The 12,959-nt window shown below is 40.1% G+C and carries 7 protein-coding genes; all 7 read right to left on the reverse strand.

Annotation, left to right across the window (positions count from 1 at the left end; translation table 11 throughout):
* Positions 1-1,332: an alpha-L-fucosidase gene (locus tag H6541_11490; GenBank protein MCB9016411.1), complete on the reverse strand. Its 1,332-nt coding sequence runs from the start codon at positions 1,330-1,332 to the stop codon at positions 1-3.
* Entirely contained in the window at positions 1,329-3,008 is a 1,680-nt protein-coding gene (locus tag H6541_11495) for a peptide-N-glycosidase (protein ID MCB9016412.1), read from the reverse strand. The genes H6541_11490 and H6541_11495 overlap by 4 nt, the downstream gene beginning before the upstream one ends.
* A 164-nt stretch (positions 3,009-3,172) precedes the next feature.
* On the reverse strand, positions 3,173-4,654 hold the full coding sequence (locus H6541_11500) for an alpha-L-fucosidase (protein MCB9016413.1): 1,482 nt from the start codon (positions 4,652-4,654) through the stop codon (positions 3,173-3,175).
* Between the two features lie 346 nt (positions 4,655-5,000).
* On the reverse strand, positions 5,001-5,831 hold the full coding sequence (locus H6541_11505; GenBank protein ID MCB9016414.1) for a fibrobacter succinogenes major paralogous domain-containing protein: 831 nt from the start codon (positions 5,829-5,831) through the stop codon (positions 5,001-5,003).
* Between the two features lie 523 nt (positions 5,832-6,354).
* Positions 6,355-7,464, reverse strand: coding sequence for an aminotransferase class I/II-fold pyridoxal phosphate-dependent enzyme (locus H6541_11510; protein ID MCB9016415.1), 1,110 nt, complete (start codon positions 7,462-7,464; stop codon positions 6,355-6,357).
* Positions 7,465-7,730: 266 nt separating this feature from the next.
* On the reverse strand, positions 7,731-10,523 hold the full coding sequence (locus tag H6541_11515) for a PAS domain S-box protein (protein ID MCB9016416.1): 2,793 nt from the start codon (positions 10,521-10,523) through the stop codon (positions 7,731-7,733).
* Between the two features lie 433 nt (positions 10,524-10,956).
* Positions 10,957-12,915, reverse strand: coding sequence for a S8 family peptidase (locus tag H6541_11520; GenBank protein MCB9016417.1), 1,959 nt, complete (start codon positions 12,913-12,915; stop codon positions 10,957-10,959).
* Positions 12,916-12,959: the final 44 nt, after the last annotated feature.

Here is a 12,959-nt window from a genome sequence, read left to right on the forward strand (position 1 = left end):
TTAATTGCTTTCAATAGGTTTGATTTCATTTGAAAATAGATTTGCTTCGCCTTCTAAAAGAATTGCAATTACTGTAACATCTTTATCCTGGACTTCATCCGGCACATCAATGTAAAGCAAACCGGGCGCATCGCTCCAGTATTGCTTTCCTATTACTTTATAGGAGAGCTTTGTGCCATTTCCTACCACCCATACTCTGTTCACTTTATTTTGAAGGCCTTTTACCAAAATTGGGCCATTGGGTTTGTTATCGAGATAAAGGTAGAGTGTAGTGCGGTCTTTTGAAAGTGCTGTGTATCCGTTGAAATAACCAGGAGGGATGCCGGCACGGGTGCCGTAAATAGCTTCGGCATGTTTTTCGGTCCAGCGTCCCAGGCTTTCAAGGATTTCCTGTTGTTCGTTGGGGATGGTTCCATCGGGTTTGGGACCAATGTCAAGCAACAGATTTCCTCCCATACTTATGCAATCAACTAATATTCTGATAATCTGATTTGCTGATTTATATTCTTTGTCGTTGGGCTGGTAACCCCATGAGTTGTTCATGGTCATACACAATTCCCAATACTCGTCGTGGGGTTTTGTTACAGGAATACCTTGCTCAGGGGTGGCATAATCGCCATAGCCTTGTAAACGGGAATTGATAATGGCTGCAGGGTTCTCCTTCAGTATCATCTCTCTGATTTCGCGTGCATGCCAGGTTTCTGCATTTTGTTCCCAGTCGCCGTCAAACCAGTACAAATCAGGGTGAAAACGGCTGATTTCCTTTAACTGGGCAAAATTGAAGCTGACAAATTTTTGCCACCGCGCCGGGTCGTTCTCATAGCGTTTTTGTTTTCTGGTGAAATAAGGGTAGTTGGGGTGCGACCAGTCCAAAAGTGAATAATATAAGCCCAATTTGAGGCCTTCTTGTTGAATGGCATCGGCAAAAGGTTGAATCAGGTCGCGGTGGGCTTTGCTTTTTTCCACAACATTGAGGTCGCTTTGGCGGGTATTCCAGAGCGCAACCCCATCATGGTGTTTAGTAGTGATAACGGCATATTTTGCACCGCTATTTTTAATGAGTTGAGCCCATTGCACCGGATTGTATTTTTCTGCGGTGAAGCCGGTCAATTGTTTCATATAGTCATCATATGGTATGTAACCATTATAAAAAGACCACGACTCATCAATTCCTCCAACACTGTATATGCCCCAGTGAATAAAAATACCCAATTTGGCGTCTTTAAACCAGGCGAGTCTTTCTTCTTTGGGCAATTCGTTTTCCTGGGCAAATAAGCCTGAACAGGTAATGGCCAGCATAAGAAACAAGAGCGTAATTTTTGTTGGTTTCATTGTGGTTGATTTGCTGAAATATTTCCGGTGAGAACTCCGGTAACTGCCCAATGGCTGAAACTGTCGCCTTCGTTTTCACCCTGGTTAATAACTATGCTTATATGGTGGTTGCCTGGCGCTAAATTGGTTAGTGGTATGAACCAGGGAGGCGTTAATGTTGCCGGGCACCAGTTCGAACGGCTTAAGTCGCTGGATGATAGCCCGTTTTCAAAGTTTCCGGACGCGGGGTTTGACATGCGGTAGGTGGCACAATCTGTTCTCCACGGAGTGTGACTGAATATCAGGTTCCCATCAATAAAAATCTGATTGAGTTTGGGATTAAACTCATCGCCACCGCCCCAGCCACCATGGCCTGTTGAGGTGAACAGAAGCTGAAGTCCGTTAATGTGAGGTGGAAGCTCAAATTCTGTTGACAGTGTGTCTGTTTTGAATAACCGTCCATAATTCTGCCCCGACATCTCAAGAATATTTACCGTGTTGAACAGTGGTTTTATCCATTTCTCGGCAACAGGTGCGTTGTCCCAGGGTGGGTAAAACTGTAAATCAAGACTTACTTTATGCCCGCCTTTGTCGTAATTTCCTATGAAAATGCCTATCCAAAGGTCGGACCTGGTGTTTGGGACTAAAGCTGTAATTTCTTGTTTATAGACTACCGAGTCCTGCCAGTTGTAGTTGTTTATTTCTCTGAGTTTATTAAAATGTGACACACCAAAGGAAGTAAAGAAGCGCATAAGTTCTACAGGCACTTCATATTCTGCTGTACTGATAAATCCCTGATATTTCTCACCGTTTTTATCCATGATGATGGGCATTGTTTCAACCCCGTTTTGTAAGGCATCTAAGATTGTTTTTTCTTTGTCGCCGGCAATTGTAAACAGGCTGCAGGTTCTGTCATATGCATCTCCGTTTGACCAGTTGGTTATTGTGGCAAAGACACTTCCGCCTTTTTTGTTAATTTCAGGTAATGCTATTTTTTTCAGGATGACTGTGCCGTTTGAAAACCGGTAGGTTGAATCGGTAAATCCAAATTCAGGGTTTTTAATTGAATCGCCAAAATTAATTACCTGCTTGTTGAACACGTTGACATGGGTGTATCTTGATTTTATCTGAAGTTCTCTGGCTTGTGATTTGCTGATTGGCGTGGCCAGTTGATAGGGATAGTCAGGCAAAGTGTCATCAGAAAGCGAATGAATGGAAACAGCCTCAAGAGTGCGGTTCCCATTGATAACGATTTTCATGACCAGACTGTTTTCGGGCAAAAAGTTCTTATAAGGACTCCCTTTTATCACGGTTTCTGTTGTGTACCAGACTTCAATAGTATTTGAAAAGGATTTGTAGATAGCTTTTGAACAGTTGAATCCTAATATTTTTTCTGTGTTATTTGTAAATACAGGCTGGTCTGTTTCCGAAAATGGCGTTATTGTTTTGTAGGCTACATTGTTAAATCTCATGATGTCAACCAGCTCTTTTCGGTTGAAATCTATAAATTCTCTGGTGTCAGATGTTTCCGTTGATAAAAAGGCCACATTCTTGAAAAATCTGAAGCGGTAGGTGTTTACTGAATCTATTTTGCCATTGTTTTTCTGCTGGTAAACAATTTCAAGCACAGGCTGGCTATGAACCAATGATGCAAAACAGCATAAATAGATGACGAGTAGCAGAGATTTATAATTCATAGGTTTTGTTTGAAAGGTTGACCAAATGTTCATGTGATGTAACTTTTAACTAAATCTTGTCTGCCAGTGCATTGTAGTTTTGATTCAGTTACCAGGTTAGCTGTAATGTTAGCCTGATTTTAAGTTTAAACTTGTAAAAGTGGTTGAACCCGGCTATTCCCGGATTATTTAATGGCTGTTACTTTAAATGTCCACACGTATTTTGATGGGGGATGTTGTTGAATTGTGCGGGGGATGAATATTTTAAATCCGTTATTACCCGTTTTTGTCCATTTCAACTTTTGTTTACTTCCCAACAAGGTAATTTGTGCATGCTCAGCGGGCTGATGAGACAGTATGCTTATTTCATGGGGCATGCTGGTTTCTTCTTCGTTGGCCATATACATGAAATATGTTGTGCCATCATCAAGGCGGGTCATGCAAATGTTGTTTTCTTTAAAAGGTGCAACAGGCCTTGTATTGTATATGGCTTCTGCATTCACACTCATCCAGTTGCTGAACTCCTGAAGCAGATTGTATGCGCCTTGCTGCCATTCTCCTTCGGGCGTTGGTGCTATATTTAAAAGCAGATTTCCTCCTTTTGCAACAATATCAACCAAAAGTTGTATTCCTTCGCGGCCGCTCATATACTGTGCATTTTTGGTGTGGGCCCAGCCTCCGCCCGAAATAATACATGATTCCCATGGGTAGTTTAAAGTTTTTTCGGGAACCCGGTTTTCAGGGGTCAGATAGTTTTGGTTAATGCCATGAACGGCTCTGTCAACTATCAATAATTCAGGTTGTTTTTCTCTGGCTTTTGCGGCTAGTTCATCCATTCTAATGTCCTGATTTACCATGCGGTGTTTGATGTAGCCGTTGGTTGTATTCTGCAGTTGTTTTTCATACCACGAGGTAATGGTTTGTTTTGAATCTTTGGCCACCCAGCCGCCATCCAGCCATAAAATATCAACTTTGCCATAATCAGATAATAATTCCAAGACCTGATTGTGGGTGAAATTCACAAAACGCTCCCATTTTTCAGGATTAGTTTCTGGTTCGTAATTCACATTTCTGTCTCTCGGCGGGAAATAGGGGTCCCAATAATCAGGATGATGCCAGTCGGGTTTCGAAAAATAGGCGCCGGTCCAAAAACCACGGCTTCTGAAAGCATTGAAAACCTCTTTTGTAATATTTGCCTGAGGGTTGTTTGAGAAAGGGCATGTTTTGTCTGTTACTTTATAGTCCGTATATCTGCTGTCAAACATGCAAAATCCATCATGATGCTTGGTTGTGAATATCACGTATTTCATTCCGGCATTTGATGCTGCTTCTGCCCATTTTAAAGGGTTGAATTTTATTGGGTTGAAAGTAGTTTTTAATGCCTCATATTCTTTTACGTAAGCATAATAATTTCCGGGGTTTGTTCCTGCTTTTCTTTCGCACCATTCGTATTCCTCGGGGCAAATTGACCATGATTCAACAATTCCCCACTGACTGTAAGCTCCCCAATGCATCAACAGCCCAAACTTAAGATCCTGCCATTGCTCCAGTCTGTGCAAAATCGCCGGATTTGTTTCCGGAACATATCTTTCTTCTTCGTAAACAGCCTGCGATAATCCATTCGATATTATGGAAAGTAAGAAATAAAATATCACCAATCTTTTCATTACACTATGTTTTTGCCAGTTGTAAAAGTAAGATTTCAGGCCGGAATTCAAGAAGTAAATTAAAAATTTAGTCAGCGAGTCTGTTTGCTTAATGAATTCAAGGATTTAAACAACAGCGCATGTCCATCATGGAAAAATCAATCACATATTTGTTGGGCTTTAACTATTGCATTTCGGTTTGCCTGATGATTTAATTAATTTGAACTTAATGTAAAAAAAGGTCCCCCGACATAAAAATACCGGCAAATCAATAACCAGCCTGACGAAATATCCGTCAGGTTGTTACCTCTTTTCTAGTTTGTTACTGCTAAGAAATAAGGTAGTTTTCAGAAAACGGAAGGTTAATTTAATTTTTTACGCATCGCACGGAGCACCCAAAATACTTTGATTGGGCAGTTTCTTCAAGAGTGCCACGGTAATTGATTAAATTTTTAAACCAGGCATGGCTTTCATTTTTTTCAGTTGAAGTCCACCAATATCCACCAATGCCTGAAGGATTGCTAAACCCGCCATTGTTTGTCCTGAATCCTCCCGGCAGAGCTGAAAATCCTGATTTGTTTCTGAATTCAGGCAGAAGTTCACTTCCAACATCTGAGGGGTTTGATGATGGATTCCATCCTGTTTTAGCTGCCAGTGATTTTCCAATCATTTCGGCTGCTCCGCCATTTGAATTGTGCCCGTGATCAACCAGGTAATCTTCCAGCTCTTTCCAGTCGCTGTCTGATGAAACATGCCAGCCGGCAGGGCATAGATTGCCTGTATTGATAGTATACCAGTTATATAAGGCACCGTATCTGTTTTTATTTGTCATTTCGTCGTTGTTGTACCAGCAGTAAGCCGAACTCTTTATGTTATACCATTCGTTATTGTCAGTTACCAGTTTTATGGATGTACCATTGTTGAGCTTTGTTGTTTTCAGATTTTCAGCCATCCATTCCTGTTTACCAATTTGAACTGTACGGTAAATGTTGCCCTCAATGTCTTTTACAATGCCTGTTTCGTTGACTGAAGCTCCTGAGAAAGTAATTTTTTCAATTTCTGAAACGGGAATTGAAATGATTGATTTGTCTTTTTTTTGAATGTTCATAACTTCCTGGCCTGTGGCCGGATGCAATGGGATACAAAAATTGATGACCAATAGGGTTGCAATAAGCCATAGATAGTTTTTCTTTTTCATGACATTGATTTTTGGTTTCTGATAATTGAATATGAAGTGAATAAACCCTGAAGGATTTACTTTGCTCAAAGTGCACTTATTTCCAACTTTTACTGGCGCTTTAGGAGAATAAAGTAGAAAAATGGGAGTTTTGTAAGTTGGGCGGGTTGTTGCGTCTGATCCCCGGTTTTTTGAATATTCTTTTAAAATTATAGGTTCCCTTATTATTTAGCACATGTTTGCTTGATTCAACCAATCTCTGCTAATGCCGGGTCGCAAAAATGCATCATGAAAAAAAACTTTTCTAGACTTAAAAATACAAACTTTTATTAAAAATCAAAGCTTATTTTAAAGGGAATGAGAGAATCGAAAGCGTGTAGCTGTTTCAGAAGATATATCTTTAAACATGCACAATAAGTGTATGCGGTGAATAATGCAGATGTATGCAGGGTTTTAAATTTGCGCTTGCGCCTTTAAGGTTTGATTTAATGATAAAAGAAGAAATAACTGCAGTTTCAACTTTAAGACTGCATTATGCAAAGGGTTAGATTGTTTTTAAATAGGCGTCGAAAATTTGAAGAATTTCGGCAAAATTTCTTCGCCCAAACCCTATTCTTAGATACGATCCGGGATATTCAAACATTTCGGCCGGCACAGTCATAATGCCTGTATTTGCAACCAATTGATTGCTGAAGTTTAATGAAGATCCTTTGGTATTAAGTTTTACAAAAGCAGTTGAACCAGCCTGAGGAGGGATAAATGAAAATATTTCACGGTATTTAGTTGCGAAATGATTGAACAAAATTACATTGGCTTTTATTTTTTCAATATTAGGAGTGACGAGATCGTGAATGTGGTTTAAAGCGATAAGTGAAAGTATTTCGGATGGTGCGCTGTTACAAATGCTTAAATAATCTTTAAATGATACTACTTTCTGTAAAAAGTCACGATCCTGCGAAACCAACCAGCCAATGCGCAGGCCAGCCAATCCAAATGATTTTGAAGTTCCCCAAAGGCTGATTCCTTTTTCATATATATCGCAGATGGCGGGCAATTCAGGCATATTTCCCACCATAAGCTTACGGTACATCTCATCGGAGAATATGTAAATGTTATGAGCCCTGGCCATCTCAACGATGTCATTTAGCTGTTGGGTTGTTAAATATGTACCGGTAGGATTGTGCGGGAAGTTGATGATAATCAGTTTTGTGTTACTTTTTATCAGGCTTTTCAAATCCGATGTGTCAAAAACCCAATTTTGGGGATTGGGTTTCCAGTAGGAAAGTTCACAATTGATGGATTTGACCACTTCATACAAGGATTGGTAACAAGGCGATACTGCAATCACATGGTCTGATGGATTCAGCAATGTGTTCATGCTTATAAAATTCAGTTCACCTGGCGAAGCGACCATCACATTTTCAATGGAGCTGAGATGATAGTGCTGAAGGATGGACTGACGTAAAAGCGGGTTGCCTTCGCTTTCAGTGTAACCCAGTTTTATACTTTTCCACAAATTCAATTCTGTTTCAGTGGCCAGCTCAAGCAGGTATTGCATTTCATACCCGTCACAATCAGAACTTGACAGCAAGTATTTTGCTGAAAACTCATGTTTGGCAAAGTATCGTTCTAGTTTAAAGTCATTGATTTTCATTGAAAATGAATGGTTTATATTCTTATGGTTGTAATTGATAAATATCAGGGTTCTTACTTCTGGCTTTTAGGCATTACATCCGGTGTTTATTTAAATGAAAAACCGGCAAGTTTGATAGGGCAAATCGAGTGCCGGCGTAACCCAAATATAAGCCTGGAGTGTAAAAAGGCTTGAAGGTTAGTAATTAAAGCGTAAAGTAATTGGTTGATTTGCTCTGCTTAATGTTTGCATATGATGCTCAGGTTTTGTTGTAGTGCCTTGGTGTTTTAGTTGCTGGGACGTAGTTTACCTATGTGTTTTTGAATCAGCACAGTCAATAATTCGCTGTTTATAGGTTTGGAGAGGTAATCATTGCATCCGGCTTCAATCGCCTTGTCTCTGTCGCCGGAGAGCCCGTAAGCGGTTTGCGCAATGATGATAACATCTTTATTAAATCCCCTGATTTGGCGTACAGCGTCGTGGCCATTTAAATCAGGCATTTGAATATCCATAAGGATAAGGTCAATATCAGGATTCTTTCTGCAAATTTCAACAGCTTCACGTCCGGTGCTGGTTTTTATGATTTCCTTGCTGAATTTTTTAACAATAATTGAAATTAAAATTTCAGATGTATCGTCGTCTTCAGCAATAAGAACTTTAAGGCCTGAGACTTCAATGGGCTCAGCAGGTCGGGCTGCATTGCCGGCAGCTACACTGTTCTCAATCTGGGGAGGATTGTATGGTAAGGTAAAATAAAAATCTGTTCCTTTATCTTCGTCACTTTCAACCCATATTCTGCCGCCTAACATTTCAACATAGGCTTTTGAGATGGAAAGCCCAAGGCCCGCGCCCTGATAAGCAAGTTTATCAGAGATGTCAGCCTGAACAAATCTTTCAAAAATCGCCTCTTGTCTGTGAGCTGGAATGCCAATGCCGGTGTCTTTGACAAAAAACCGGAGGTCTTGGCCGGGGTTGGTGTGAATGACATTGTAGCCCAAACTAATAGAACCTTCTTTGGTAAATTTGATGGCATTTTTTACCAGATTGGTAAGGATTGCATAAAGCTTTTCGCTGTCGGTTTTAATGATTGCTTCTTTTGATGGCAAAGGGTTATGAAAGGAAAATCTGATTCCCTTTGCCTCTACCTCAGGTTTGAAAAAAGTATAGATGTCTTCAATCTGTTCGTTGACATTTGATTTCCGAAGGTCAATGTTCATCAATCCGGATTCAATTTTAGAGATATCAACAATGTCGTTGATGATATTGAGCATGCGTGCTCCGCTTTTTTCAATGATTTGGATATATTCCTGTTGTTTTTCACCTGAAATGTCCGGGTCTTTCAGCAAACTTGCAAATCCCAGAATGCCATTCATGGGTGTGCGTATTTCATGGCTCATATTGGCCAGAAAGGCTGATTTAAGCCTGTCACTTTCTTCGGCCTGCTCTTTGGCTTGAATCAACTCAGCGTTAGTTGTTTTCAGCTTTTCATTCTGTATTTTTATTTGCTCGTTTTTTTTCTCGAGAAGTAATTCGGCTTTTTTGCGTTCGTTAATATCAGTAAACATTACGCCGAACTTGCCATATTCAATCTGGAATGCATTGACCGAATAATATATATCTAACGGGCCAAACATGGCTTCAAATTTTATGGGAATACCAGTAAGTCCAACATTGCCATAGCGCTCAATCCAGTAAGGTTCTGAATCAGGAAATAATTCGAGTAAGGTATGGCCAAAAGTCTCTTCATTTTTCAGTCCTGTTTGTGTTTCAAATGCAGGATTTGCTTCAAGAAAACGCAGATCGCATGGTTTTCCGTCCTTATCACAAATTACTTCCTGAACAGAGAATCCTTCATTCATCGCTTCAAAGATGGTACGAAGCCGTTCTTCATTTTTACTTAGCTTCTCCTGGGCTTTTTTCCGCTCGGTAATATCAGTATGTGTTCCTAATATTCTGATGGCTTTGCCTGAATCATCGAAAATGGCTTCAGCTCGCGATAAAATATCAACCCAATGCCCCTCTTTGTGCTTCATTTTAAACTCCATTACAAAACGATCTTCTTGTTTTGTAATTAGCTTTTGCTGCAATTCCCACGATTTTTTTACATCTTCAGGCTCTGTTAAGTTTTCCCAGATTGAAAAATCATTGGGTAGCTCATGGTCGGCATAACCAAGCATTTTTTTCCAGCCTGGTGAGTAATATATTTCATTGGTTACCAAATTCCAGTCAAACAGTCCGTCGTTGGAAGCTTTCATGGCAAGGGTGAATCGCTCTTCACTCTCTTTCAGGTCGTGTTCGGCTTTTTTTCTTTCGGTTATATCTCTGATGGTGCCTAATACAAATTCCTGGTTGTTAAGCTTGATTATTTTCCCAATGATTTCTGTATAATATTCGGTTTGATCCTTTCGTTTAAGTTTTACTTCAATGGGTTCTCCTTGTTTTGTTTTACTCTCAAAAAAGCTGTCATGTGTCTGCGAATCCGCTCTCATATCATAAACGGTCATTTTCAACAGCTCTTCCTCTGTATAACCTGACATTTTACAAAAGGCAGGGTTTATAAAAATATAATTCCCTTCCAAATCGGCAACTGTTATGCCATCAGTGGCCTGATTGGTGAAAACTTTAAATCTTTCTTTATTTTCTTCGGATTTTTCTTTGGCGCTTAGCAGGATCTTATTTGCTTCAGCCAAATCTGATGTCTGCTTTATTATTAAATCGTTTATTGCTTTTTTTTGTTTGATTTCAGACGATAACCATTTTCGGATAAGGATAGTCATAATCAAAGCAGCAACTGTCAGATTAATTATCTTGGGAATGAATACGATTTGTGGCCTGGCTAAAAAATTAAATACATCTATTGGAATGAGTCCCGAGAGTGAAGTGTACCAGGCTCCGAAATACATGCTTTCCAATAAGGTGCGAAATGCGTCTAAAGCTAAAATTAAAAGCAACAACCTCAATAATTTGTCCGTCGAACTGATTATTTTTACCTTTTTAGCATAAAAAATAAGGATGTAGGTCCATACAACCATCAATATCCAGTAAATAACAGGCGTTGCGTATTTAAAAAAAGGTTCCATCTACACCGATTATTTGTGTGTAACTCGAATAGTTTATTGCTCAGTGGTTGCAATTTGTGTTCAACAGCATGGGGTAATGCCTTTGTAAGATATGGCATTTGACATGTGCCATTAATAGACGTAAATATAACTATAATACATAAATGCTATTACTTAGTCAGGTAATTATGTGAAAATAATCTGAAAGTGTTGGTTTGAAAATATTGCTTTATAAACAGCAGAAAAACAGTACGATAAACCGAAGGGCTTTAATGATAACTTCAGATTGTGTCTTTTGTTATGTATTTGATGTAATGTGCCCGGTTTTTTAATTCTTCTGATTTCTTATGTCAGGAATCCTGATAAAAAAATAGCATTATTGGTGCAGTTAACTCTAACTGCATTTAGATAAAGTGTAAAGTCAGTAAAAAAGAATGGAAGCCCGGCTGTTAAACTAACGCTTAACGACTTTTAAAACCTGCACATTGTCGCCACAAACCAGTTTAATCATGTAAATGCCAGGAGTCAGATTTGAATTCCATTTAATTGTATGAGAGCCAGTTGTAGCAAATCCTTTATACAAATCAGATACTTTGCGCCCGTTCAGATCAAATACGGCAAGGTGAACCTGCGATGCTTTTTCCAGGCTATAAACAATGTTAGTTTCATTGGCAAAAGGATTAGGCATTGTCTTTAACGCTGACACCAGGCCAGAAGTGATTCTGGTAGCAACTCCATCTTCTACGTTCAGATGAATATTGATGTTCACCTGGTTCAAAAAGTAGTCAGTCATGGTAAGAGTTGTAGTGTATTGACCCGTTTCCAAATTTGAAGAGTTAAAATAAAGCATAACAGCGTCTTCGCCCGAGCCATGCAAAATAACAGAAGTGTCTGACAAAGTCAACCACTGAATGGAGTCAGGAAAGCTGAGTGCTATGGGGTTTGTTTCTGCATTGAAAGACTGAATTAGCAATGAAACAGAATCATGGGTTTCAGGCGCAATGTCAAAATTTAAAACGTCAGGACTGGCTAGGAAATAAGGTTGATTTTGCACCATCTGCAAAGTGTTCAATAAGTTAAGCCGTCCTCCGCTAACGCATTTGCCTTCAAGCGATGCGAGTGTATCAACCGAAGCTATTAAAAAACGTTTGAACCGATAGGCGACTATGGATGGATTTTCCTTGTAAAGCTGAAGTGTGGATTCATCGGCAGCAGCATACATCAGTGCAATTGAGCCTGTTACAAATGGTGACGACATGGATGTTCCGGTTTTGTAACCATAAGTATTGCCCTGGCGCGTAGAGTAAATATTGGTACCCGGAGCTCCCAAATCAATGCTTGTGAGTCCCCAGCCGGCTATATTGCTGAGCATATCCAAATTGTTGGTGTTTGTTACAGCAACGACTGATTCATTGGTCAGGGCTGTTGGAATGTCGCCATTTATATCAATGTCCCATCCACGGTTAGCGGTGGATGCAACATTTAAAATTCCGACAGAACCCATCGAATCGTAAATGGCGCTCCAAAGAGGGTAGTTGGCAGGGTTACCGCCGTCAATGCCAAATGATGAATTGGAAGCCACAATAAAGGCACCAGCTGCTCCATTGGTTTCATTGTAACGTTTACGCATTTCAAAAACATAATCGTAGGCTGCTACAGCCGTGGCTTCATTAGTTGAAGATCCCGATACAGGCATAAGCTGGGTGTTAAAAGCCACGCCGCTGACACCATTCCCATTATTGCCAATGGCGCATGCTATACCGGCAACATGTGTGCCATGGTCATGAGGAGTCACAGCGCCACTATTGGTATACGCATTCCAGCCATCGTAGTCATCAATATATCCGTTTTCATCATCGTCAATTCCATTTGACGGGATTTCGAGTCGGTTTTTCCAAAGATGAAGGTCTGAATGTGTTAAATCTACTCCTCCGTCAATCATGGCAACAACAATGGTGTCGCCATTAGCAGTTAACCCGCTGGTGGTAATATCCCATGCATATGTGGCTTTTATATCTGCACCAGGTGTGCCACTCATTTGTCCAGTGTTTTGAAGTGCCCATTGATTGCTAAAGGAAGGGTCGTCAGGAATGAGCTCCCTTTCCTGAAGGAGGTGATTAAACTGTGCAAATTGAACTGCAGGGTGTTTGCGCACTTTTTCGAGCAGGATATTGGCATTTGTTGATGATTCATCAAAATGAAGCAGCCATATATTCATTCTTCCCGACAGTTTTTTTTCTATGCCAGCGCCTGCTTCTGAAAAATTATCCAGCAAATTCTGCATCGCATGGGCATCGGTCAGGGGCTTCATTTGAACTATCATCTGGCCTGTTTCCCTGATGGTGTTCTGATTTTGGGCGTTGGCCTGTAAAAAGGCCGCCAGAAAGATGCCAATTGCTGTAATCGTTCTCATACTTGATGTTTTAAAAGCACAATGCATATGTAAACAAGCTGTGG

This window comes from Lentimicrobiaceae bacterium (genome assembly GCA_020636745.1).
GTDB lineage: Bacteria > Bacteroidota > Bacteroidia > Bacteroidales > Lentimicrobiaceae > Lentimicrobium.